This window comes from Xanthomonas sp. NCPPB 3005 (assembly GCF_041228095.2).
GTDB classification, from domain to species: domain Bacteria; phylum Pseudomonadota; class Gammaproteobacteria; order Xanthomonadales; family Xanthomonadaceae; genus Xanthomonas_A; species Xanthomonas_A bonasiae.
Genome location: NZ_CP166096.2, coordinates 1,329,358 through 1,354,448, shown reverse-complemented (window position 1 = coordinate 1,354,448; position 25,091 = coordinate 1,329,358). Strand labels below are relative to the sequence as shown.

The following is a 25,091-nucleotide window of genomic DNA, read 5'->3' as shown; positions in this document are numbered from 1 at the left end:
CTCAGCTGCCCCGGTAGGTGGAATAGCCGAACGGCGAGACCAGCAGCGGCACGTGGCAGTGCGCGGCATCGGCCAGACCGAACGCGATCGGCACCACGTCCACGAACGGCGGCTCGGGCAAGGCCACGCCCTGGCCGCGGAAATAGTCGGCCACCGCGAAGTCCAGCCGGTAGCGGCCCGCCGCCAGCGTCAGTTCGCGCAGCGCCGGACAGCGCCCATCGGCATCGGTGACGCCGGCGTGCAGCAGCGTCTGGCCGGCGAACAGCCGCACCGCCACGCCGACGGCGGGCACGCCGCGGCTCAGGTCCAGCACATGGGTCGATAGCGTGCTCATCCGACGCGTTCCTCCAGTTGCGGCAGCGGCCATTGGCCGACGAATTCGGGTTCGGCGTAATCCATGTAGGCGCCGACGATCGCCTCGCGGTCGTCCAGGAACAACTGGTCGGCGACCGCCTTCACCAGCCGCGGCAAGGCGTGCTTGAGTCCGGACAGCGCCGCCGCCGACAGGCCCAGGCTCAGCAGCGCGGAATAGTTGAACGCGAACAGGCCATGCAGCGCCGAAGCGTGCTCGGGCGCACGCGGCAGCAGTTCGAAGCCCGGCCCCAGGTAGGGATGCGCGTCGAGCAGCGGCACCTCCTGCCCCTGCGGCGGACGGTAGCGGTCGCACCAGCGCGCGATGCCGTCGGCCACCGCGGCCAGTTCCGGGCGCAGCGCCGGATCGGTGACCAGGCCGGTGGACAGCACCACGAAATCGAACCGCAGGCGCCCGTGCGGCGTGGTCACCAGCACGCCGTCGGCGTCCTCGGCCACGTCCTGCCAGGGGCTGCCCAGATGCAGGCGGAAATTGGGCCAGGCCGCGGCGCGTTCGAAGGTGTCGTTGGTCGGCGGCTGGTTGTGGCGGAAGAACGTGGACATCATCGCGTACTTGTCGGCATCGGGCAGCGCGGCGAAGCGCGGGATGATGCCGCTGCGTTCCATGTGCCGGATCGGGTTGACCCGCGGCAGTTCCGAGCGGCGCAGGAACACGTGCACTTCGCCGACGCCTGCGGCCAGCGCGTGCTGGGCGTTGTCGAACGCCGACGCGCCGCCACCGAGGATGCCGATGCGGCGCCCGGCCAGCGCTGCGTAGTCGATCGCTTCGGAGGTGTGCGCGTAGCGCGAGCGCGGCAGTTTCTGCGCCACCAGCGGCGGCACGTGCCATTGCCCGCCGCCCTGGATGCCGGTCGCCAGGATCACCTTGCGCGCGAGCAGGCTGTCGCCGCCGGCCAGGTGCAGCCGCTGCAGGCGCTGCGCCGGCAGCGGTTCGATGCGCAGCAGCCGCGCCTGGTTGCGCACCGGCAGGCCCAGCACCTCGCGGTACCAGCGCAGATAGTCCATCCAGTCCGCGCGCGGGATCTTGCCCAGCGCGTCCCAGCCCTGCGTGCCGTGCAGCGCTTCCCAGTAGGCACGAAAGGTCAGCGACGGCATGCCGAAGTCCAGCGCGCTCAGTTCCTTCGGCGTGCGCAACGTGACCATGCGCGCATAGGTGACCCACGGCCCTTCCAGTCCGGCCGGGTTCTCGTCGATCACCAGGAGATTGGCGATGCGCTCGCGGATCAGGCCGAATGCCGCGCCCAGCCCGCTCTGCCCGCCGCCGACGACGACCACGTCGTAGACATGCTCTTCGCCATGCTGCTTCGGGCGAGTCCAATCGCAGCCGCCATGGCCGAGCCACTGCAGCTCGCGCGCGACCTGCGCCGACAACGCCTGCAAACCGCCGGCTGCCGCGGCGCTCATTGCAGGGCCTCCAGCCGCAAGCGCACGATCTTGCCGATCTCGTCGAGCGCGGTGGCGATCTCGGCGTCAGGCGTATTCGCCAGCCGCGCCTGCATCGCAGCGAGGATCCCGGCCTTGTCGGTCAACCGCACGCAGACGATGAACGGAAAATCGAAGCGCGCGCGATAGGCCGCATTGAGTGCATGGAAACGTGCGAATTCCTCCGCGGTGAGCCGATCCAACCCGGCCTGCGCCTGCTCGGCAGCCGAGGCCGCGGTCAGGCTGCCGTCGATCGCGGCCTTGCCGGCCAGTTCCGGATGCGCGCGGATCAACGCCAGCCGCTCGTCGGCGCTGGCCGCGTGCAGCACCTGCAGCAGGCCCGCATGCAGGTCGGCGAACGGGCGCCGTGCCGCGGCCCGTTCCACCACCCACGGCGAATGCTCGAACAGCGCGTGCAGGCGCGCGACGAACTCGGCCTCGGGCAGCGCATTCCAGTCCACGCCGTTCATGCGTGGTCGCCCTGCAGCGACACATGCGCCGATACCACCTTCCAGCCGTCGGCGAAACGCACCCAGCTCTGGCTCTGGCGGCCGGGTCGGGTCGCGCCCTCGCGCAGGAATTCGGCATCGGCCGTAGCGAAGTCGCGCCCGTAGGCGACGATCTGCACGCGCAACAGGCGCCGCTGCGGCGACCCGCCGCGGCCGCGGCGGAATGCGCGGATCGCCTCGGCGCCGTACAGCGCTTCGCCGACGCCATAGCGCACCCTGGTCGGCGCATCGTGGAACAGCCGGTCCAATGCGGCGACGTCGTCGGCCATCAGCGCACGCTCGTAGTCGGCGAACGCCGCCTGCACTTCGGCCAGCACCTCGGGCGCGTCGACGATCATGCCGGATGCACCTGCTGCCAGTGGCGGGCGATGTCGATGCGCCGCGCGATCCAGGCCTGGCCGCTGGCCAGCGCATGATCGGCGAAGCGGGCCAGCGCCAGCGCGCGTGCCGGACGTCCGGCGATGCGTCCGTGCAGGCCCACCGACATCATCCGCCCGCCTTCGGCGCACAGTTGCTCGAAGCTGTCGCGCAGGTAGCGGAAGAACGGTTCGCCGTCGGCGAAGCCGTTGTAGGCGACGAACTTCATGTCGTTGGCGTCCAGCGTGTACGGCACCACCAGTTGCGCGCGGCCGTGGCGGCGGTCGTAGTACGGCAGGTCGTCGGCGTAGCTGTCGGCGTCGTAGACGAAGCCGCCCTCCTCGGCCACCAGCCGCGCGGTGTTGGGGCTGGTGCGGCCCTGGTACCAGCCCAGCGGGCGCGCACCGGTGACCTGCGTGTGCAGCGCGATCGCGGCGGCGATATGCGCGCGTTCGGTCGCCTCCGGCACCTGTTGGTAATCGATCCAGCGCAAGCCGTGGCTGGCGATCTCCCACTCGGCGTCGCGCATCGCCTGCACCGCTTCGGGATTGGCGGCCAGCGCCTGCGCCACGCCGAACACCGTCACCGGCACGCCGCGCGCGGCGAACAACCGCTGCAGCCGCCAGAAGCCAGCGCGGCTGCCGTATTCGTACAGGCTCTCCATCGCCATCGCGCGTGCGCCAGGCTGGCTGTGCGCGCCGACCATCTCCGACAGGAACGCCTCCGAGCCGGCATCGCCATTGAGCACGCCGTTTTCGGCGCCTTCCTCGTAGTTGACGACGAACTGCAGCGCCACCCGCGCCCCGCCCGGCCACTGCGGGTCCGGCGGCTGCGCGCCGTAGCCGACCAGGTCGCGCGCCGCGCTCATCATCCCTGCGCTCCGTCGGCATGCCAGGCGGCCAACGCCGCATCCACGCCGGCGCCCGGTGCGCAGGCATGGCCTTCGGCGCGCAGCACCGCTTCCAGCGCGCCCAGGGTGATCAGCACCTTGTGCTTCATCGCGTTGTAGCCCATCGCGCCGATCCGCCACAGCTTGCCCTGCAGCGGGCCGAACGCGGTGCCGATCTCGATCTCGAAATCCTCGCGCATGCGCCGCCGCACCGCCTCGCCGTCGATGCCGGCGGGAATCGCCACACCGGTGACGTTGGTCATGCGGTGGCGGTCGTCGCCGAACACCTGCAAACCCAGCGCACGCGCGCCGGTGGCGACCGCGCGGCCGGCCGCGGCGTGGCGGGCGAAGCGTGCCGGCAGGCCTTCCTGCAGCGCCACGCGCGCGCACTCGCGCGCCGCGTACAGCATGCTGGTGGCCTCGGTGTGGTGGTTCAGGCGCTTGTCGGACCAGTAGTCCATGACCATCGCCAGGTCGAAATAATTCGAACCGATGCGCACGCCGCTGCCGTTGGCGATGTCGTCGCGGACGATGCCGCGCTCGACGTGGCGGCGCGCGAAGATCGCCTCGGCGGCGCGCGCGGACACGGTGATCGGCGCCGAGCCGGACGGCCCGCCCAGGCACTTCTGCAAACCGCCGGTGACCACGTCCACGCCCCAGGCGTCGCTGGCGATCGGCATGCCGCCGATGGTCGCGGTGGCATCAACATAGGACAGCGCACCGGCGGCGCGGCACAGCGCGCCGAGGCCGTCCAGCGGCTGCGCCATCGTGGTCGAGGTGTCGCCATGCACGCAGGCGACCAACTTCGGCGCGAAGCGTTCGATCGCATCGGCCACCGCGTCCATCGGCACCACCTCGCCCCACGGCGCCTCCACGTACTCGACCACCGCGCCGATGCGGCCGAGGATCTCGCCCAGCAGCAGGCCGAAGCGGCCGAAGTTCAGCACCAGCACGCGGTCGCCCGGCGCCACCAGCGACACCAGCGCCGCCTCGATGCCGGCGCGCGCGGTGCCGTCGACCAGGAAGGTCCAGCGGTTCTCGGTCCCGAACAGCGGCCGGTACAGCGCCATCACCTGGTTCATGTAGCCGGTCATTTCCGGATCGAACTGGCCGAGCAGGTCGGCGGACATCGCGCGCAGCACGCGCGGATGCGCGTTGACCGGGCCCGGGCCCATCAGCAGGCGTTGCGGCGGATCGATTTCGCCGAACAGGTCGGCGTGCAGCGGATCAACGGACAAGGGTGTCTCCCAGGGATTCGATGAAGTGCAGCATCGCCGCCACCGCCAGATCGGCATCGGCGGCATCCACGTGTTCGGCCGGGTGGTGGCTGACGCCGCCGGCGCAGCGCAGGAACAGCATCGCGGTCGGGCACAGCGCCGCCATCACCATCGCGTCGTGGCCGGCGCCGGAGACCAGCCGCCGCGGCGCGATGCCCTGCGCGGCGATCGCCGCTTCCAGCGCGGCGACCAGGCGCGGAGCGCAGGGACTGGCCGGCAGGTCCTGCACGCAGTGCAGCTGCAACTGCACGCCGCGCGCGGCGGCGATGGCATGCAGGCGTTGCGCGATCGCCTCGGCCGCCGCATCGCGCACGGCGTCGTCGCCGGCACGCACGTCGATCGAGAATTCGACCCGCCCCGGCACCACGTTGACCGCGCCCGGCGCCACCTGCAGGCGCCCGACCGTGGCCACCAGGTCCGCAGGGCCGCTGCGCGCCACCTGCTCCACCGCCAGCACGCATTCGGCGGCGGCGGCCAGCGCATCGGCGCGCAGATCCATGCGCGTGGTGCCGGCGTGGCCGGCACGGCCGACCAGCAGCGCGCGATAGCGCCGCTGCGCAGCGATGCCAGTGACCGCGCCCAGCGCCAGGCCCTCGGCCTCCAGCACCGGCCCCTGTTCGATATGCGCTTCCAGATAGGCCAGCACGCTGTGCGGCGCGCGCGCCGCGTTAGGCACCAGCGCAATGTCCAGGCCCCAGGCGGCCAGCGCATCGACCAGCGCGATGCCGTTGCCGTCGCTTACCTGCAGCGCGGCCGGATCCAGCGTGCCGGCGACGGCACGGCTGCTCAGCATCGACGCCGGGAACCGCGAGCCTTCCTCGTCGCCGAAGGCGATCACTTCGATCGCGAACGGCAACCGGCGGCCCTGCGCGTGCAGCGCGGCCACGCATTCGATGCCGAGCATGACCCCGAGCGGACCGTCGTAGCGGCCGGCGTCGCGCACGCTGTCCAGGTGGCTGCCGATCAGCAGCGCCGGCGCCTGCGCGGCGACGCCCTCGTAGCGGCCGAGCAGGTTGCCGGCCGGGTCGATGCGGGTGTGCAGGCCGGCCTCGCCCATCCACTCGGCCACGGCCGCCACGCTGGCGCGATGCGCCGGGCTCAGCCAGCCGCGGAACAGGCCGTCGGCGGTGTCGCTATACGGCGCCACGCCGAGCGCGTCGCAGCGCGCGACCGCACGCAGGCCTGGGCGGGACGCCGGCATCAGCATGGCCGCTGCCGGCTCAGGTGCGGCCGCCGTGGTGGCCGGGATGTCGAAGGGTGTCGCGCATGACGGGGTTCGCTTGGAAGTCGGGCGGACGGGATAGGCGATCGGCGGAAACCTTCACCGGCGCCACGCGCCGAAGGAAGTTCTTTCGATTCAAAAGCTTATTTCCAGGGAACACAGCTTTTGCCGGGCTCAAGGCACTATACGAACCGCACCGAAACCGGGCAAACACCGTTTTCGCGCACAGGCAGTGCAAAAAATGCAACGCGACGACGGTCCGCGCGCTCATTCGCGTGCAGAGGATGGGATGCGTGTGCTGCGCTGTGGGCGTTTGAACGGCAGACCTTGGCTGGCGCCGGTAGGAATCGGTCGCGGCTGAAGCCGCTCCTACAGGGTTATCGTGGGCTGGCGGGGCACGTGCAGGAGGGGCTTCAACCTCGACCGCGCTCCGGCTAGCGCGGCTCCAGGATCGCTTCCACCCGCGGCGCCAGCGCCTTGAGCATGGTCTGCGCGGCCTTGGACAGTTGCCGCTGCGGGGCCACGCACAGCGACAGCGTCATCGGCTTGGCCAGGCCTTCGCGCAGGGGCACGAAGGCCAGCCGCCCGTCGGCCAGATCGGCCAGCACATCCAGTTGCGACAGCAAGCCCACGCCCACGCCCTGGCGCACCAATGCGCGCAGCGTGCGCACGTCGTTGCAGCGGATGCAGCGGCGCGTGTCGATGTGCTGGCGCTGGTACACCACCTTGGCGTGTTCGTTGACGATCAGCGGCGCGGCCGGCAGCAGCAGGCGATGGTCGTCCAGGACCTCGTTCAACTGCAGGCTGGCCTTGCCGCTGAGCGGATGCCCGACCGGCATGCAGATGCCCAGCGGAATCTCGGCGAAGGCGACCACCTCCAGATCGATGCCGCTGACCGGGTCCAACAGCAGGCCGAAGTCCACCTCCGCCGCGACGACCTTGTCGGCGACCTTCTGGTTGTCCTCGGTCTGCAGGCCGAAGGTCAGGCCCGGGTGCTCGTCGATCAGCTGCGCCAGCGCATCGACCACGATGCCCTCGCTCAACGCATCGATCATCGCGATCTCGACATGGCCGCGGCGCAGGCCCTTCAATTCGTCGAACTGCTCCAGCGTGCGTTGATAGCTCTTCTCCCAGCGCCGCACATCGACCAGCAGCAACTCGCCGGCGCTGGTCAGGCGCAAGCCGCTCGGCAGGCGCTCGAACAACTGCACACCCAGCTCCTGCTCGGCCTTGAGGATCTGCCGGTCGATCGCCGACGCCGACACATGCAGCGCCTCGGAGGCGCGGCGGATGCTGCGCCAATGCGCCACTTCCATGAAATAGCGGGTGAAGCGGGAGAAGGTCGGCATGGCGGCTTCGGTTCCTGTGGGGCCTGGCGCTCGGCGTGGAAGCGGCTGCGTCGTCGCGCGACCGCCATAGTATGGAAGCGTCGGCGGCGGCGCGGCGTGTGCTCGCTTTGTCCCTCGCCGGCATGAAGCACACAGCGCTTCATTGCGCATGAGGATCGAAATAGGCTTCCCAGGTCGCCGCCGACCCCTGCAGCGTTGCCGCCTGCCGGAAGCGGTCCATGGCCTGGCGGCGCCTGCCGCTGTTGAGCAGCGCGACGCCGAGATTGAAGTAGGTGTTGCGGTCGTCCGAACGCAGCCGTACAGCGTGCTGCAACACCTCGACCGCATCGCCGTAGTTCCCCAGATCGCAGCGCACCGCGCCCAGGCAGGTGAGCAGCGCGATATCGTCCGGTGCCGACGCCGCTGCGGCGACGAGCAACGACTCGGCCTGTGCCAGATGCGCGGAGCAGCGCTGCGGATCGGTCATCGCCGCATCCACCAGCGCTCTGGCGCGGGCGAGGACTTCGCTGTGGTGGGACATTGCCATCGCAAGCCGCAGGCGCTGACTACCAGCCCGCGACCGCGCCATCGCTGCGCGGGTCGCTGGCGCCGCACAGCGTGCCGTCGGTCTCGCGTACCAGCGCGCCGGCGTGGCCCATCACCGAGGTGAACGGCGGCAACAGTTCGACGACATGACCGGCCGCGCGCAATGCCTGCACCACGGCGGGATCGAAGCGGTCCTCCAGTTTGAGCGTGGTGCTGTCCTCGCCCCAGGTGCGGCCGAGCAACCAGCGCGGCGCGCTGAGCGCTTGCTGCAACGGCATGTCGAAACGCGCATAGCGGCTGAACAGTGCCGCCTGGGTCTGCGGCTGGCCTTCGCCGCCCATGGTGCCGTAGGCCATGAGCCGGCCGTCGTCGAAACGTGCCAGCGCCGGATTGAGCGTGTGGAACGGCTTGCGCCCCGGCGCCAGCGCGTTCCAACCGTCGGCGGCGAGACGGAAGCTGCAGCCGCGGTTCTGCCAGACGATGCCGCTGCGCGGCAGCACCAGCCCGGAACCGAATTCGAAATAGGTGGACTGGATGCAGCTGACCGCGCGGCCGGCGCCGTCGATCGCGCCGAACCACACCGTGTCGCCGGCCTGCGAGGGCTGCGGCCACGGCAGCGCGCGCGCGGGATCGATGCGTGCGGCCATCGCGTCGAGCGCGCCGGCGTCGTCGAGCAAGGCTTGCGCGTCCAGCGTCATCCAGGCCGGGTCGCCGATGTGTGCGTCGCGCACCAGGAATGCCTGCTTGGTCGCTTCGATCAGCCCGTGCAGGTGCGCGTAGCCGTCTGCCTGGTCGACGGCCAGACGATCGAACAACGCAAGGATCAGCAGCGAGGCCAGGCCCTGGGTCGGAGGTGCGTGGTTGTACAGGCGCGCGCCGGCGATCGCCACCGACAGCGGCACGCTGGCCTCGGCTCGGTGCGCGGCCAGGTCGCTGGCGCGCAGCGGACTGCCCAGGGCCTGCAGATCGGCGGCGATGTCGGCCGCCAGCGCGCCGCGATAGAAATCGTCCAGGCCGTCCGCGGCCAGGCGCTGCAGGGTGGCGGCAAGCTGCGGCTGGCGCAGCAGCTCGCCTTCGCGCAACGGCCGGCCGGCAGCTTCGAAGATCGCCGCATAGGCGCCCGGCTGCACGCGCAGTTCGGCGCTCTTGGCCGCGGCGACGCCGGCACCGCCGAGGGTGACCGGCACGCCGGCCGCGGCGTGGTGGATGGCGTCCTCGAGCAGGCGCTGCAGCGGCAGCTGCGCGTCGCTCTGCTGCAATGCCAGCGCCCAGCCGGACACGGTGCCGGCGACGGTGTTGGCCGCGCCCGGACCGCGCCAGGGAATCGCCGCCTGCCCGGCGTAGTGCTGCAGCGTGGCCTCCTGCGCGGCGCGGCCGCAGGCATCGATCGCCTGCACGCGGCCATCGGCTTCGGCGATCAGCCAGAAGCCGTCGCCGCCGATGCCGGTCATGTGCGGATAGACCACGGCCAGGCACGCCGCGGTCGCCACCGCGGCTTCCACCGCGTTGCCGCCGTCGCGCAGCACATCGCGCCCGGCCTGCGCGGCGAGATGGTGCGGCGCGACCACCATGCCGCGCCGGGAACGCAAGGTGTGCAACATCAGCGCGGCTCCAGCGACGGCGGGGTCGAACCGATCAGGCCATCGCGTTCCAGCTGCGCGGCGAGCGCAAACAGGCGGTCCTCGCGTCCCGGCGCGGCGATCAGTTGCACGCCCAGCGGCAGGCGCCCGGGACGGTACAGCGGCGCGGCCAGCACCGGGCAACGCGCCAGGCCCAGCGGCTGGGTGAAGATGCCGAGGTTGGCGCGCGCCGACACCGCCACGCCGTCGATCTGGATCGTCTCCTGATCGATGCGCGGCGCCGCGCACGGCGTGGCCGGCGCCAGCAGCACATCGACCTCGTCCCACAGACGCTGCATCGCGCCAGCGAACCAGGCGCCGAAGCGCTGGGCATCGGCGATGGCCGCCGCCGGCAGCTGCAGGCCGGCGAGCAGGCGATCGCGCGTGGCCGGATCGAAACGCGCGCCGTGCGTGGCCAGCGCCTGGCGGTGGCGATAGCCGCCTTCGGCCGCGGTCATCACGAACGCCGCGGCGCGCGCGCGTTCGGCCTGCGGCAGTTCGCGCAACGCATGGCCGCCGAGCGCGGCATGCAGCGCGGCCAGGCCGGCCTCCAGCTCCGGATCGAGGTTGCGCTGGAACCAGCCGCCCAGCCGCGCCACGCGCAACGCAGCGGTGTCCACCGGCGCCAGGCTGTGCCCGCGCATCGCCGCGTACACCGTGCGCAGGTCGGCGACCGAGGTCGCGAACGGGCCGACCACGTCGAAGGCCTCGACGAACGGGAACACGCCGTCCATCTCCAGACTGCCGTGACTCGGGCGCAGCCCGTAGATGCCGCACAGCGCCGCCGGCACGCGGATCGAGCCGTTGGTGTCCGAGCCCAGCGCGAACGGCACCCAGCGCGCCGCCACCGCCGCGGCCGAGCCACCGGAAGAACCGCCGGCCAGGCGCTGCAGATCGTGCGGATTGGCAGTGGTGCCGTAATGCGCGTTGACCGTCGCGAAGCCGTAGGCGAATTCATCCATGTTGGCGGTGCCGACCAGCACCGCGCCGGCATCGGCCAGGCGCCGTACCACCGCCGCGTCGTGCGTGGCCGGCGGCACGGCGGCGCGCAACGCGGCGCCGGCGGTGGTCGGCAGGCCGGCCACGTCGAACAGGTCCTTGACCACGAACGGCACCCCGGCCAGCGCACCGCCCTCGCCGCCGCCGGCCAGCGCCGCCTGCACGCGCGCGGCATCGGCCTCGGCACGCGCCGGCAATGGCCGCGTCACCGCACACAACCGCGGATTCCCGCGTTCGATCTGCGCCAGCGCCTGCTGCGCGTGGCGCTGCGCGGCCGCGCCATCGGCGCGCGTGGCCGCGACCAGCGTGGCGATGGCGCCGGCGCCATCCGCGGTTGGCGGCAGCGGCGGCGCGGAGAACTCCTGCAGCAGTTGCGCGTAGCCACGCAACAGCTCGGTATTGCGCTGGATGCCGGCTTGCCACGTCTGTGGAATCTGCATGACGGTTGTCTCGATGAGTGGGGGCCGACGCGCGCTGTCGATCCGCAGAGTCGCCTGCGACGCGCGGTTCGCGCAAGACTCCCCCTCTGCGAACAGTCGCGTTGGAACGCCTCAGCCCGGCAACGGCACGCCCAGCGCCGGCGGCTGCGGCGCGGTCAGGCGTTCCACCAGCAGGCGTTCGATCGCGTCCACATCGACCTCGCGCACCACCTGCTGCGCCTGTTCGCCGAGGCCGGGCTGGTAGCCCGGCGCCCACGACAGGATGTCGCCGTAGCCGGCGCCGAACTCGGTGTTGGTGTCCACGTACAGCGTCTCGGTGACGGTGGCCAGTTCCGGATGCAGCCACAGCGCGGTGGCCAGCTCGTCCCACAGCGGGAAGCCGGGCTCGCGCCGGCGCAGCGCATGGCCGATCGGCGTGTCGGCGGCGCTCATCCGCGCCAGCAGCTGCGGGGTCAGCTCGGTGGCGGTGGACGGATCCACCGGCACCATCACCATCTTGCGCCACGGCGAGCGCATCACGATGCTGGCCGCTTCCGGGTCCCAGCGGATGTTGAATTCGCGCCGCGGCGAATTGACGAACTCGCGCGCGAACTGCCGCGCCGACACGCTGTCGCGCCGCTGCCGCGGGTTGAGGCTGCCGCCCATGTACACCAGTTCCTTGGCCAGCGACGCGAATTGCGGATCCAGCCGCTGCGCCAGCGCCAGATTGGTCAACGGGCCGGTGGCGACGATGCTGACTTCGCCGGGAAACTCGCGCACCTTGCGGAGCATGAACAGCGCCGCCGGCTCGTCCGCGACGTGCACCACCGACGGATTGCCCAGCGCCAGGTCCGGCACCACGTCGTGCGCGTGGTAGCGCGGCGAACTCTGCACGGTGTCGTGCTCGATCCATTGCCGGGTCCACGCGCCCTTCCACAGCAGCTTGCCGTACAGCGCTTCCCAGCGCTCGGTGGCCAGCTCGCTGTTGAGCAGCGGATGCACCGGCCCGGGCAGCACCGGCACCTCGCCGCGCCCGGCGATTTCCAGCAGGCGGCGCGTGTGCGCCAGCGCTTCGTCGCGCCAGATGTTGCCGCTGACCACCGAGATGCCGAGCACCTCGACCTCGGGCGATTGCAGCAACAGCAGCTGCGCGGGAGTGAAGCCGTCGATGTCGTCTTCGAGGATGACGCGGCGGCGCGAAACGGAGGCGGTGTCGGCGGAAGCTTGCGGTGTGGACATGGATCGGGACCGGCAAGGAAGGGAATGCGAGGCGCTTCGCAGCGCGCCCACAATGCCGACGCTTTGGCGAATGCCGGCATCGGAGCGGGTCGCCTAGGGTAGCGGGGTTTGCGCCGAAGGCACCATCAACCGTCTCGGCAACGGCGCATCGGCAAGCGCAACGTGCGCACCCTGCGACTGCGGCCGGCGTCCCCGGCCCTGCCAGCGATATGCCCCCTCGCCAGCCGAGCACCGGATCTGCAGCGCCCCTATTGCAGGATCTCGTATGCGGTGTTGCCTTCGAAGGTCTGGACCACCGTCCGATAAACGTCAGACCACTCCTCGCCCGGCCTCTCGAGACGATGCCTCGATCCAAACACGTAGACGGTATCGCCAAGCGACAGCTTTTCCTTGATGTGCTGCGCCGAAGGCGAAACCAGCACCTGGTGCAGGAACACCATGGGCTGTCCCTGATGGTATGCCCAGGCCGGCTCACCCACCCACACCGGCTTCTCGTTCAAACAAAGGAACTCGTTTTTCAGGCGCTCAGACAACCATTTCTTCTTGTTTTTCGGAGAACCCTGCGCGACGTATTCGCCGTAAAGACCCTTGACGAAATCGTCCGCACCCTCCTCCACCGACGCGGATAGCTTTTCCGCCACCCCCATCGCAGCGCCCCAGAAAAGATGGAAATCCGCCAATTCGCTCATGCCTCTTCCTTCGACACAATGCTTCGTTATTCGAGTCGAGCAGTGTAGCTTTCGCCACCTTTCCCCAGGCACGTCCGCCTTGACGCCTGCAGGCGACGACACGGTAAAGTAGCCGCGCTAGGAGCCTTGGAACTGGGGAGGGAGCGTTGAGCAATCGAGTTTCGAGGCCGGACCATTGCCGATCTGCACACGTGCCGCTGCTGGTGCGCTCGACTTCGCCGGCGCATTTCTTCGTCGCGCTGCTGCTTGGCGCCTTGCTGCAACGCATGTTCTCCCTGCCATTGCCGCAGGGCCGCGCACTGGCGTGGATACAGATCGCGGGCGGCGTCATCGCCGGCGCCGGCCTGCTGTTGGCGCTGGCCTGCTTCGTGCTGTTCGCGCAGCGCCGTACCACGATCCTGCCCGAGCGTGCGCCGTCCAGCCTGGTGCTGCGCGGCCCGTACCGCTACACGCGCAACCCGATGTACCTGAGCCTGGTGCTGAGCTACGTCGGCCTGTGCGTGCAGATCGGCTGGCCGTGGGCGCTCCTGCTGCTTCCGTTGCCGTTACTTGCCTTACAACGCGTGGTGATCCCGTTCGAGGAGGCGCGCCTGCGCGAGCGCTTCGGCAGCGCTTACGCCCGCTATTGCGCGCAGGTGAGGCGCTGGCTGTAGGCTGCGCCGCATGGGGAATCGGATGCGTCGCGCTGGAGCGCAACTGCGCTCGCCTCGGCAAGCCTCAGATCTCGCTGGCTTGCTCGCTCCCACAACCTGCCAAACAGTTCTTAGAACACTCCGCTAGGCGCGCAGCCACCAGAACGTCGCCGCGGCCGCCAGCAGCAGCACCAGCATGCCCCACAGCCACGCGCCGGGGCGATCGCCGCCGGCCACGGTCGGCGGTGTGCCTGCGCGCGGCGCATTGCGGTCGCGGTAACGCTCGACCAATTCCTTGGCCTCGCGCAGGCGCATGCCCGGATGCTGCTCGCGGGTCAGCTTGATCGCCTGCAGCAGCTGCCCCTGGCCCAGCGCCAGCAACGCCGCCGGCGGCAACCGATCCGTGTCCGCGCGCAGCGATGCCCCGGTTGGGGTCTGGGCGGCGCCGGCATGCCGGTCGAGCATCTCCGCGACCGCCTGCGCCGCGCCGGCCTGCAGCCACGCGTCCACCTGCAGCTTGGCGCTGCGCAGGTCCATGCCGCTCTGCGCGCGCAACAGCTTGATTGCCTTGACGATCTCGCCACGCGCCAGGGCCTCGGCGATGGGGGGTGACGGCTGGTTCCGGTTCATGTCGCAGGCGCTGAGATGAAGACGCTGCAGTCTTGCCGTTCGCCAGTTAAGCCGCCGTTGCATCGGCGCGGCGCGAACTCCACGTTCATCACGTTTCCATCATTGGAATCCCATAAAGATCCCGGCATGAAGATCGAAATCTGGCAAGGCGACATCACCGAACTGGACGTGGACGCCATCGTCAACGCCGCCAACGAATCCCTGCTCGGCGGCGGCGGCGTGGACGGGGCGATCCATCGCGCCGCCGGTCCGCAGCTGTTGGACGAATGCCTGCGGCTTCCGGAACTCAAGCCCGGCGTGCGCTGCCCGGTCGGCGAGGTTCGCGCCACCGCCGGCTACCGGCTCAAGGCACGCCATGTGCTGCACACCGTCGGTCCGGTATGGCGCGACGGCGCGCACGACGAGCAGGCACTGCTGGCCAACTGCTACTGGCGCTCGCTGCGCCTGGCCGAACAGATGGGCCTGCACTCGGTGGCGTTTCCGGCGATCAGCTGCGGCGTCTACGGGTATCCGCTGCACCAGGCCGCGCGCATCGCGGTGGCCGAAACCACCGCCTGGCAGCGCGCGCATGCGGTGCCGAAGCGGGTGATCCTGGTCGCCTACAACGAGGCCGCCTACAAGGCCTACCAGCAGGCGCTGATGCAGGTCTCGTTGCTGCAGGCGGCGCAGACGCAGGTGGCCTGAGCCGCCCCGACGCTGCTGCATCCGCGGGGAGGCGTCGCGCTCATCCAACCTGGACTGCATCCGGCCGTGTTTCCGCGATCGGTCCTGGCGTAGCCTGCCGAGCACCCTACCCAGCCAGCCCATGCGCATCCCGGTTGCCGAAAGACTCGGCGCCCGACAGCTGGCATGCGGTACCGAAGCGGCGAGCCTGCGATGACGCCGCCGCCAAGGTCTGGCATGCACACCGCGGCAGTTGGTCTACGCCAGCGACGGCCTGCAAGCTCCCCGCGCACAGCGTTGTGGCGCCATCCCCCGCTGCTCGCGCGGGCATCGCCACTACCTCGCCATGCTTCGCACACTGCTGCGCAGGCGATGGCCTGAGACGTCCGCTGTAGGGATTTTCCCCTCACGCTGTCAGGGTGTGACAGCTTTCACGGGGGCGCGCTCAGATTTGCTCAGATTGGCGCGCAGTGGCGGCGATACATTGCGCCAACTTCACACTATTTTTACTTCACAATGACCAAGACCTCTTGCCGTCACCCGCGTCCGAATGCGCTGGCGAAAGCCCTGTTCGTCCTGCCGTGGGCGACCAGCCTTGCCTTGGTCATGGCCTGCCCTGCCGCCTTCGCCCAGGATGCGGCCGCCGTCCCAGCCAGTACGCCTGCCGCGGCGGCGGCACCCATCGCCGTCCAGGCCATCCGCGTGACCGGCGTCGGCGAACATCCGCGCCAGGACATCACCCCGCAGCGCCTGCAGGCGCTGGCCGATGCGCGCCTGCGCGAACTCGGCGGCCAGGCGCTGCCGGCCCAGCTCAGCTTCGCCCAGCTGCAGCAGATCGCCGATGCCCTGACCCAGGCCTATCGCCAGGCCGGCTTCCTGGTCGCCCGCGCCTACCTGCCGGTGCAGACCATCGGCGCCGATCGCAGCGTCGAGATCCGCGTCGCCGAAGGCCGCGTCGGCAAGATCACCGTCGAGGGCACGCGCCGCTACGACGACCGCCTCATCGCCAGCCCCGCGCTGGCCTTGCAGGGCCAGATCCTGCGCCAGCAGGACCTGCAGTCGGCGCTGCTCTACGCACGCGACCTGCCCGGCGTGTCCGTCACCTCGGTGCTCAAGCCCGGCGCGCAGCTGGGCGAGACCGACGTGGTGATCCAGGCCAGCGAGGACCGCCCGCTGCAGGTCAGCGTCGGCGCCAGCAACTACGGCACCGAGAGCATCGGCCGTTATCGCGCCCAGCTCGGCGTGGACTGGAACAATCCGCTCGGCCTGGGCGACCACCTCTCCGCCAGCTACGCCTATGCGCTGGACCCGGCCAACAACTGGCAAGGCAGTTTCGCCTACCAGGTGCCGATCGCCGACGTCGACGGCCTGAGCGTCAATGCCGCCTACACCCGCAGCCTGATCAACCTGGACACCGGCGCCTTCGCCGCGCTGGGCATCCAGGGCCCGACCCAGCAGAAATCGCTGGGCCTGGACTGGAAGTTCCGCAACACCGACGCCTGGCGCATGCAGGCCTGGCTGCACCTGATCCAGGAAAGCTCGCGCATCCAGGGCCTGGGCGTGCTGCTGTCCAAGCAGAAGTTCGACGTGGTCGAACTCGGCACCGCCTTGCGCCATGACGATCGCCAGCGGCATGCGATCGACGCCCTGCAGCTCAGCGTGCGCAGCGCGCTGGACGACGACTCGCAACGCACCGACTACCTGTACGCGCAGCACGACCGCCACTTCCTGGTCGCCCGCCTCGCCTACACCCGCCTGCAGGGCCTGACCGCCACCCAGCGCCTGCAGCTGCGCCTCAACGGCCAATACAGCGACGATGCGCTCACGCCGCTGGAGCAGTTCTCGCTCGGCGGCCCGACCAGCGTGCGCGCCTTCGCGCTCGGCGGCGCGCTGGGCGACCGCGGCTTCGACTCCAGCCTGGAATACCAGATCGACGCGCCGGGCTTCGCCGGCGCCGCCTCGCCGTTCGGCGGCCGCCCCTGGGGCGAACTGCTGACCGCCAGCGTGTTCTACGACTACGGCCGGGTCTATCCCAACGGAGCCAACCGTGCCGTCTACGACGCCGTCACCACTTTCCAGGGACCCGGCGTCGGCCTGAACTTCCGCCTTCCCCACTGGCAGGGCCTGTCGTTCGACCTGGCCGCGGCCAAGCCGACCGGCGGCACCGAGCCGGCCGACGGCAAGAACGTACGTTACTGGGCCCGCTTCGGCCTCACTTTCTGATCTGGGGAACGCCATGAACCGCATCTACCGCCTCGTCTTCAACCGCAATCTCGGCGTGCTCCAGGTCGCCTCCGAAGTCGCCGCCGGCCACGCCGGCGGCGGCACCTCCGGCGCCGCGCGCCTGCTGGCGCCGCTGCTGCCGTTCGCCCTGGCCTGGGCGCTGGCCGCGCCGGCGCACGCCAGCGGCCTGCCCTCGCTGTCCAGCGCCACCGGCGCCAGCGTGTCGCAGCACGGCAGCACGCTGACCATCGACCAGAACGCGGCCAAGGCCGTGCTCAACTGGAACAGCTTCAACATCGGCAAGGACGCCAGCGTGGTGTTCGCCCAGCCCTCCAGCTCGGCGGTGGCGCTCAACCTGATCGATGCCAGCCATGGCGCCAGCGCCATCGACGGCAGCCTGCGCGCCAACGGCAACGTGTTCCTGATCAACTCGGCCGGCATCCTGTTCGGCCGCCATGCCCAGGTCAATGTCGGCGGCCTGGTCGCCAGCTCGCTGGGCCTGGCCGACGACGACGGCGACGGCTACCTGCTCGGCCGCGGCGATGCCGCGGCCGCCAGCGTGATCAACCATGGACGGATCACCGCCGCCGACGGCGGCTCGGTCAACCTGGTCGGCAACCATGTCGCCAACAGCGGCACGATCAGCGCCAACGGCGGCGCCATCCGGCTGCTCTCCGCCGACCAGGTGCAGGTGACGATGGACGCGGCCGGCGCGATCGGCCTGCAGTTGCTCGCCGCCTCCACCCAGGCGGCGAGCGGCACCGGCGCGGCCGTGGAGAACAGCGGCACGCTCACCGCCGGCGGCGGGCAGATCCTGCTGCAGGCGGCCAGCACCGGCCTGTCCGAGCTGCTGGTCAACAACACCGGCGCGCTCGAAGCCTCCGCCATCGACACCTCCGGCGGCAGCATCCGGCTGGTCGCCAACGGCGGCGATGTGGCCAGCAGCGGCAGCATCGACGTCTCCGGCAGCCGCGGCGGCAGCGTGCAGGTCCTGTCCGATGCCGGCGTGACGGTCAGCGGCCGCATCGATGCGCGCGGCACCGACGCCGGCGGCAGCATCCGGATCGGCGGCGGCTACCAGGGCGGCGAAAACCTGCTGCAGGCCAGCTCGGCCACGGTCGGCAGCGGCAGCGTGCTCGACGCCAGCGCCACCGCGCACGGCAACGGCGGCTCGATCGTGGTCTGGTCCAACGGCGATACCGCGGTACATGGCAGCCTGCGCGCCAATGCCGCCGGCAGCGGCGACGGCGGCAGCATCGAGACCAGCGGCCACCACGTGGACTTCGGCGGCATCGCCGTCGGCGCCAAGGCAGCCGGCAACGGCAGCGCCGGCACCTGGCTGGTGGATCCGGAAGACCTGACCGTGGACAGCGCCGCCGCAGGCACCATCGGCAGCACGCTGGACGGCGGCACCAACGTCACCCTGATCACCACCAGCACCACCGCCAGCGGCCCCGGCACCGTGACCAGCGGCAGCGGCGACATCAACGTGAACGCGGCGATCAGTTGGGGCGGCAACTCCACGCTGACCCTGGATGCCTACAACGACATCAACCTCAATGCCGCGATCACCGCCACCGGCAACAACGCCGGCCTGGTGCTGAACTACGGCGGCTACACCGCCAACGGCGCCGTCACCAGCGGCAGCGACTACCGCGTCAACGCACCGGTCACGCTCAGCGGCAGCAACGCCCAGCTGAGCATCAATGGCGACGCCTACACCCTGCTGCGCTCCCTGGACGATCTGCAGAACGTGGTGGGCAATACCGGCAACTACGCGCTGGCCGCGGACCTGGACGCCAGCGGCACCACCTATGGGTCACCGATCATCGCCCGCACGGTCTCCGGCGAGTTCTCCGGCACCTTCGCCGGCCTGGGCCACACGATCAGCAACCTGAGCATCAACTCGGGGAACAACTACGTCGGCCTGTTCGGCTATGTCGGCACCGCGACCATCCGCGACCTGGGCCTGGTCAACGCCAGCGTCATCGGTAGCAACTATGTCGGCGCCCTCGCCGGCACCAGCCGGGCCACGCTCAGCAACGTCTACGCCACGGGCAGCGTCGGCGGCGCCAACTACGTCGGCGGACTGGTCGGCTACAACGCCGACGGCACCATCACCGCCAGCCATTCCAGCAGCGCGGTCAGCGCGAGCGGAACCTATTTCGGCGGGCTGGTCGCCTACAACGGCGGCACCATCAGCGATGCGTACGCGACCGGCAACGTCAGCGGCACCTACCGCTACGCAGGCGGTTTGGTCGGGTCCAATACCGGCACCGTCAGCGCGTCCTATGCCACCGGCAATGTGACGGGCCAGGCCTATGTCGGCGGCCTGGTCGGCTATAGCTCCGGCGCCCTCGCCAACGTTTACGCCTCCGGCAACGTGTCCGCCTCCGGCAACAACGCCGGCGGCCTGGTCGGGCAGATCGTCGGCAGCTCGATCAGCGGAGCCTATGCGACCGGAAACGTCAGCGCGACGTCGGAGGTCGGCGGCCTGGTGGGCTATACCTACGAGGCGACTCTCGATCACGTCTACGCGACCGGCACCGTGACCGCCACCAATACGTCGGCGGCGTCGGTCGGCGGCCTGGTCGGCTACCACCGCTACAACTCGAGCCTCAGCAATGCCTACTGGGACGCGAGCAGTTCCGGACAGGCCAATGCGATCGGCTACAGCTTCGAGAATTCGACCTCGTCCAACGTCGCCAGCATCGGCAGCGGCAGCCGCTATGCCCACGCCAGCTACGGCGCGCTGGGCACCTGGTCGCTGGTCGGCGGCACCAGCGACGTCTACGTGGCCACGGACAGCAACGGCACTGCGGCCTGGATCATGATCGAGGGGCAGACGCGCCCGTTCCTGGCCAGCGAGTACAGCACCCGCATCGGCAACGCCCACCAGTTGCAGTTGATGGCCTACAACCTGGCGGCCAGCTACACCGTGTCCACCGACATCGATGCCAGCCAGACCTCCGGCAGCAACGCCAGCGGCATGTGGAGCAGCGCCGGCTTCGATCCGGTCGGCGAAGCCACGCACGCCTTCACCGGCAGCTTGAACGGATACGGCCACACGGTGAGCGGCCTGAGCATCGCCCGCGGCGCCGAAAACAGCGTCGGCCTGTTCGGCGTGACCGGCAGCGGCAGCGCGATCCGCAATCTCGCGCTGACCGGCAGCAGCATCTCGGGCCTGGCCTATGTCGGCGGCGTGGTCGGCCAGAACGCCGGCACCCTCAGCGGCGTCTCCGCCGCGGGCAGCGTGGCCGGCACCGGCAACTTCGTCGGCGGCCTGGTCGGCTACAACGACGGCGGCGCGATCTCCGGCGCGCAGACCGCAGGCAGCGTCGTCGCCAGCGGCGGCGCATACAGCGGCAACTACGTCGGCGGCCTGATCGGCAGCAACAACGCCGGATCGGTGTCCGCCTCGTCGTCGACCAGCACGGTGTCCGGCGGCAGCACCGTGGGCGGCCTGGTCGGCAACGACTATCAGGGCACCTACGACGATGTCCGCGCCAGCGGCAACGTGACCAGCACCAGTTCGTCCACCGGCAACAACGTCGGCGGCCTCATCGGCAGCGCGACCCAGAGCAGCATCCAGAACGCCCATGCCGGCGGCGACGTCACCGCGACCACCGCCAGCGCGGGCGGCCTGGTCGGCCTCGCCGCGTCCAGCAGCATCCACAATGCCTACGCCAGCGGACACGTCTCCGGAACCAAGAGCGTCGGCGGCCTGGTCGGCCGCAGTTCCAGCACCACGATCGGTAACGTGTATGCGACCGGCGCCGTGACCGGTACCACCTACGACACCGGCGGCCTGGTCGGCAGCCTGTCCGGCGGCAGCATCGAATCGGCCTACGCCAGCGGCAACGTGTCGGGCGGGAGCTATGTCGGCGGCCTGGTCGGCTACAACGATTCGGCGAGCGTCGGCACGGTCTACGCCATGGGCAATGTCTCCGGCGACGATTACATCGGCGGGCTGGTCGGCTACAACGACGAGGGCAGCATCGCGACCGCCTACGCCACCGGCACCGCGACCGGCGACATGTATGTCGCCGGGCTGGCCGGCTACAACTACAACGGCACCATCGCCAACACCTACGCCAGCGGCAATGTCTCGGGCAGCGCGTATGTCGGCGGCCTGGTCGGCGTCAACTACAACAACACGCTGCGCGATTCCTATGCCACCGGCAGCGTGACCGGCAGCAATGCGGTCGGCGGCCTGGTCGGTTCCAATTCCAACGGCAGCATCGTCGCCAGCTTCTTCGCCACCACCGATGCCAACGGTAACGCGATCAACACCGGCTTGAACGTCGCCGGCAATGCCGGCGGCAGCATCGACGGCTACAGCGGCGGCAAGACCTGGAACCAGCTGACCACGTTGTCCACCTTCACCGACGCCGGCTGGAACATCGACGACAAGGGCGGGACCGGCCTGACCTGGCGCATGTACGAGGGCCATACGTCGCCGTTGCTGCGCGGCTTCCTGAAGTCGCTCACGGTCACCGCCACCGTCTCCGGCGCGGACAAGACCTACGACGGCACCGGCGTCAGCGGCACCACGTCCAGCTACACGGTGGGCGGCACCCCCAACAGCAACCTGGTGCTCGGTTCGTCGTTGAGCTATGCGACCGTCGGCAAGAACGCGGGAACCTACACCACGGGCAATGGCGGTATCGCGGTCGGCGGGCTGTATTCCACCCAGCAGGGCTACGACATCGCCTATACGGCAACCGGCAGCATCACCATCACCCCGGCGAGCCTGACGGTCACCGCCAGCGACGCCGGCAAGACCTACGGCAGCACTGCCAGCCTCAACGGCTACAGCGTGTCCGGCCTGATCGGTGGCGACACGGTCGCCGGCGTGACCCTGAGCAGCGGCGGCTCGGCCGCCACCGCCGGGGTCGGCCGCTATGCCATCGGCGCCTCCGACGCCAGCGGTTCGGGACTGTCCAACTACGTCATCCGCTATGTCGATGGCAGCCTGACGGTCGATCCGGCGACGCTGCGCATCGTCGCCACCGACGCCAACAAGACCTACGGCAGCAGCCTCGGCCTGAGCGGCTACACCGTGTCCGGCCTGCTCAATGGCGATGCGGTTTCCGGCGTCGACCTGAGCAGCGCCGGTTCGGCCGCCACCGCTTCGGTCGGCACCTACGCGATCGGTGCCTCCGGTGCCAGCGGCGCGGGACTGTCCAACTACGTCATCCGCTATGTCGATGGCAGCCTGCGCGTCGATCCGGCCACGTTGCGCATCGTCGCCACCGATGCCAGCAAGACCTTCGGCAGCAGCATCAATCTGACCGGCTACACCGTGTCAGGGCTGCTCAATGGCGACACGGTCTCCGGCGTCGGCCTGAGCAGCAGCGGTTCGGCCGCCAGCGCCGCAGTCGGCACCTACGCGATCAGCGCTTCCGGCGCCACCGGCGCGGGGCTGTCCAACTACACCGTCGGCTATGTCGATGGCCTGTTGAGCGTGCTGCCCGGCGGCGATACCGGTCCCGGCACCGGCATTCAGTTGGGAAATTCGACGGTGCAGGCGATCAACAGTTCGGTCTCGGCGACGGCGCAAACCGGCACTACCGGCACCAGCAACGACGAGACCGCCAGGGAGCTGGCGGCGAGCGCCCAGGCCGCGGGCGGCAGCACCGCCACGGCCGCGACCGATTCCATCCTGATCGTCGATGGCGGCGTTCGCGTCCCCGCGCTCGCCTGCAGCCAGGGCAGCTCCGTCGCGCCTGCGGAAACCTGCATCATCCAGTAGCCGGCATCGGCCGCGGACGCCTCGTCGAGGCGTCGCGAGGCCAGGCCGCCGCCATTCCCGCAACACGAATGGCGGCGGTCTTCGCCAAACGGTTAAGGCCTGGCCGACAGGCACACCGTTCTCGCGCGGCAAGCCGGCGCGTGGGTTTGCCCCATCGTGTGCGGCCCGAATGTCGGCGCCGCCGCGACGCCGAATCCGCGAGCGCAACGCCAAGGATCAGGCGTCGAACGCTGGCGGTAGCGGCTCGACCTGCGCCTGCGGGCGCCGCGGCAGCAGCAGAACGAAGCAGACCGGCGCGTCCGCAGCGTCCCCGGCCAGCCCCACCCAGCCGCCGAGACGCTCGGCGATCCTGCGCACCAGGTACAGGCCGAGCCCGGCGCCTGGCGTGTTCCTGGCGTTCTCGCCCCGGTAGTACTTCTGGAACAACCGCTGCCGATCGGCGGCGGCGATGCGCTCGCCCGCATTGGCGATCTCCACCCGCAGCGCTTCGCCGTGCCCGCGCACGCGGATACGGATCGGCTCGCCCGGCGGACAATGGCGATCGGCATTGGCGATCAGGTTGCGCAAGGCCACGCGCAACAGTCCGCTGTCGGTGACCAGGCTGTCGTCGTCGCTCTGGTGGTCGCAGACCACGCGCTGCGGCGGGAAGTCACGACACACCGCGTCCAGCAGATCGCGCAGCGCGCAGGGCTGCAGCCGCAGGTCCGCGGTGGTCGCGTCCATGCGGTCGGCGCCGAGGTACTCGTCCACCAGCGCCAGCAGCCGTTGCGCCGCGCCATGGATGTTGCCGCAGCGCGCGCGGTTGCGCTCTATCGGTCCCTCCAGCTTGCGCGCCAGTTGCTGCGCCGAGGTCATGATCACCGCCAGCGGCGTGCGGAACTCGTGCGACACCATCGCCACGAACTCGCGCTGCTCCTGCATCACCCTGCGCTCGGTTTGCAACGAGGCGCGCAGTTCGTCCTCCAGGCGTTGCCGCCTGCGGATCTGTCCATGCAGTTCGGCCGTGCGCAGCGCGACCTCGCGCTCCAGCTGCATGCCGTGCCGGCGCGCCAGTTCCGCCGCGGCATTGGCGTGGCGCCGCTCGCGGATGCGGCGCCGGCGCTCGTAGCGGCCAACGACCAGGAAACTCATCACGGTCATGTGCAGCATGGTGCCGACGGTGGTGGCGTACTGGGTCCACGCGTTCACCGGGACCAGGCCCAGATTGCGCAGGAATCCGAGCATCACCCCCAGGTAGAACGGGAAGAAGGCGAGCGCGAAGAACACCGCGGGCGGGTAGCGTTTCCACAGCAGGCGGAGCGCCAGCGCCGTCAGCACCGCGATGCCGAGCAAGGCCAGGGTCTGCACCGGCTGCATGCCAAGTGCGTAATGCCCGGTCGCGACGAGCGCGGCGCAGACCAGCGCGGCGGCGCACAGGAAGCGGATGGACCAGCGCGCAAACTGCGGATACAGGGCGCGCAGGTTCAACTGCCTGCTCGCGATCTGGAATCCCACCGGCAGGCTGCAGGCGATGCTGATCCCCAGCAGGCGGTCGCTCCACGCCACCGGCAGTCCCGTCACCTGCTGCACCAGCCCGATCGACATGGCCTCGTTGAGCACGCAGCCGCCGAGGTAGGCGACGAACAGGCCGCTCATGGGCGCACGCGTCACGCTCCAGAACAGCAGATGCAAGCAGATCAGCAGCAGGTAGAAGCCGAAGTACAGGCCGAACTGCAGCCCCTCGCGCCGCGACTGGTTGTCGAACGGCAGTCGCTGCCAGATGTCGAGGCGGGTGACCAGCGCGTTCTTGCTCTGCAGCCGCAGCAGGATCACGTAGTCGCCGGGACGCGACGGCGCGAACTGGAACACCGGGCTGCGGTAGTCCACTGGCCAAGCGTCGCGGCGGACGTTCTCGCCGCTATGGCCCAACGTTTGCCAAGCGCCGCCGTCGACGCTGGCGTAGGCCTGCGCATCGTCGATGACGGCATTGCTCAGTCGCAGCATCCAGCCCGCGGACGCTACACTGTCCACGCGCAACGGAACGCGCAGCCACACGGTGTTGGCGGTGAACCCGGCATTGAGACTGGCGGGCAACCGGGTCCAGCCGGATGCCGCCGCGGCCTGGCGGGCATCAAGCCGGCCTTGCGGATCGTCCAGGCGCTGCAGGTATCCGCTCGCATCCAGAGGCTCGGCCGCGGCGGTCAGCGGCAACGTTCGAGGCGGCGCCCATCCCGGTTGCGCCGCAACACAGGCCACCGCACCCCAGTACAGCCATGCGCCCACAAACCAGCGAAACCACTTCGCCATCATTTGCCATACCGC

At 70.1% G+C, this 25,091-nt stretch carries 19 protein-coding genes; 4 read left to right on the top strand and 15 right to left on the bottom strand.

From position 1 onward, the window contains the following. Position 1 precedes the first annotated feature (1 nt). From uraH to AB8810_RS05770, 13 genes are all read right to left on the bottom strand, one after another. A complete protein-coding gene (gene uraH / locus AB8810_RS05830) occupies positions 2–367 on the bottom strand; it encodes a hydroxyisourate hydrolase (RefSeq protein WP_369915806.1) in 366 nt (121 codons plus the stop codon). Beyond that, positions 331–1,776 carry an FAD/NAD(P)-binding protein gene (locus tag AB8810_RS05825; protein WP_369915805.1) on the bottom strand — a complete coding sequence of 482 codons (1,446 nt, stop codon included), beginning with the start codon at positions 1,774–1,776 and terminating at the stop codon, positions 331–333. The genes uraH and AB8810_RS05825 overlap by 37 nt, the downstream gene beginning before the upstream one ends. After that, positions 1,773–2,264 (bottom strand): 2-oxo-4-hydroxy-4-carboxy-5-ureidoimidazoline decarboxylase, encoded by a 492-nt coding sequence (uraD, locus tag AB8810_RS05820; protein ID WP_179566771.1) that lies wholly within the window; start codon positions 2,262–2,264, stop codon positions 1,773–1,775. The genes AB8810_RS05825 and uraD overlap by 4 nt, the downstream gene beginning before the upstream one ends. Further along, on the bottom strand, positions 2,261–2,641 hold the full coding sequence (hpxZ, locus tag AB8810_RS05815) for an oxalurate catabolism protein HpxZ (protein ID WP_369915804.1): 381 nt from the start codon (positions 2,639–2,641) through the stop codon (positions 2,261–2,263). Before hpxZ ends, uraD begins: the two co-directional genes overlap by 4 nt. Then, the gene (gene puuE, locus AB8810_RS05810) at positions 2,638–3,528 is read right to left on the bottom strand and encodes an allantoinase PuuE (protein ID WP_369915803.1); all 891 of its coding nucleotides are present in this window, start codon (positions 3,526–3,528) and stop codon (positions 2,638–2,640) included. The genes hpxZ and puuE overlap by 4 nt, the downstream gene beginning before the upstream one ends. Beyond that, entirely contained in the window at positions 3,528–4,724 is a 1,197-nt protein-coding gene (locus AB8810_RS05805) for an alanine--glyoxylate aminotransferase family protein (RefSeq protein ID WP_369916628.1), read from the bottom strand. Before AB8810_RS05805 ends, puuE begins: the two co-directional genes overlap by 1 nt. 52 nt (positions 4,725–4,776) lie before the next feature. Next, on the bottom strand, positions 4,777–6,033 hold the full coding sequence (locus AB8810_RS05800; RefSeq protein ID WP_369915802.1) for an allantoate amidohydrolase: 1,257 nt from the start codon (positions 6,031–6,033) through the stop codon (positions 4,777–4,779). A 449-nt stretch (positions 6,034–6,482) separates the two neighbouring features. Beyond that, positions 6,483–7,397: a LysR family transcriptional regulator gene (locus tag AB8810_RS05795; RefSeq protein ID WP_179566781.1), complete on the bottom strand. Its 915-nt coding sequence runs from the start codon at positions 7,395–7,397 to the stop codon at positions 6,483–6,485. A gap of 139 nt (positions 7,398–7,536) precedes the next feature. Then, positions 7,537–7,863: a tetratricopeptide repeat protein gene (locus AB8810_RS05790; RefSeq protein WP_241092933.1), complete on the bottom strand. Its 327-nt coding sequence runs from the start codon at positions 7,861–7,863 to the stop codon at positions 7,537–7,539. Positions 7,864–7,942: 79 nt separating this feature from the next. Continuing rightward, positions 7,943–9,523, bottom strand: coding sequence for a gamma-glutamyltransferase family protein (locus AB8810_RS05785; RefSeq protein WP_369915801.1), 1,581 nt, complete (start codon positions 9,521–9,523; stop codon positions 7,943–7,945). Next, positions 9,523–10,980 carry an AtzE family amidohydrolase gene (locus AB8810_RS05780; RefSeq protein WP_191824425.1) on the bottom strand — a complete coding sequence of 486 codons (1,458 nt, stop codon included), beginning with the start codon at positions 10,978–10,980 and terminating at the stop codon, positions 9,523–9,525. Before AB8810_RS05780 ends, AB8810_RS05785 begins: the two co-directional genes overlap by 1 nt. A gap of 111 nt (positions 10,981–11,091) precedes the next feature. After that, entirely contained in the window at positions 11,092–12,198 is a 1,107-nt protein-coding gene (locus AB8810_RS05775) for a nucleoside hydrolase (protein WP_369915800.1), read from the bottom strand. Between the two features lie 248 nt (positions 12,199–12,446). After that, on the bottom strand, positions 12,447–12,887 hold the full coding sequence (locus AB8810_RS05770) for a hypothetical protein (RefSeq protein ID WP_369915799.1): 441 nt from the start codon (positions 12,885–12,887) through the stop codon (positions 12,447–12,449). A 146-nt stretch (positions 12,888–13,033) separates the two neighbouring features. Between AB8810_RS05770 and AB8810_RS05765 the strand changes: the two genes are divergently transcribed. After that, on the top strand, positions 13,034–13,540 hold the full coding sequence (locus AB8810_RS05765) for an isoprenylcysteine carboxylmethyltransferase family protein (protein ID WP_369915798.1): 507 nt from the start codon (positions 13,034–13,036) through the stop codon (positions 13,538–13,540). A gap of 123 nt (positions 13,541–13,663) precedes the next feature. On the opposite strand, the gene AB8810_RS05760 is transcribed toward AB8810_RS05765, so the two are convergent. After that, complete coding sequence (locus AB8810_RS05760) at positions 13,664–14,149, bottom strand: hypothetical protein (protein WP_369915797.1); 486 nt, start codon at positions 14,147–14,149, stop codon at positions 13,664–13,666. A 126-nt stretch (positions 14,150–14,275) separates the two neighbouring features. On the opposite strand from AB8810_RS05760, the gene AB8810_RS05755 reads away from it, so the two are divergent. From AB8810_RS05755 to AB8810_RS05745, 3 genes are all read left to right on the top strand, one after another. Continuing rightward, on the top strand, positions 14,276–14,833 hold the full coding sequence (locus tag AB8810_RS05755) for an O-acetyl-ADP-ribose deacetylase (RefSeq protein WP_179566797.1): 558 nt from the start codon (positions 14,276–14,278) through the stop codon (positions 14,831–14,833). A 585-nt stretch (positions 14,834–15,418) separates the two neighbouring features. Beyond that, positions 15,419–17,035: a ShlB/FhaC/HecB family hemolysin secretion/activation protein gene (locus AB8810_RS05750; RefSeq protein WP_369915796.1), complete on the top strand. Its 1,617-nt coding sequence runs from the start codon at positions 15,419–15,421 to the stop codon at positions 17,033–17,035. 13 nt (positions 17,036–17,048) lie between these two features. Continuing rightward, complete coding sequence (locus tag AB8810_RS05745) at positions 17,049–22,790, top strand: GLUG motif-containing protein (protein WP_369915795.1); 5,742 nt, start codon at positions 17,049–17,051, stop codon at positions 22,788–22,790. Positions 22,791–23,006: 216 nt separating this feature from the next. Here AB8810_RS05745 and AB8810_RS05740 read toward each other — a convergent pair whose 3' ends face one another. Then, positions 23,007–25,076: a 7TM diverse intracellular signaling domain-containing protein gene (locus AB8810_RS05740; RefSeq protein WP_369915794.1), complete on the bottom strand. Its 2,070-nt coding sequence runs from the start codon at positions 25,074–25,076 to the stop codon at positions 23,007–23,009. Positions 25,077–25,091: the final 15 nt, after the last annotated feature.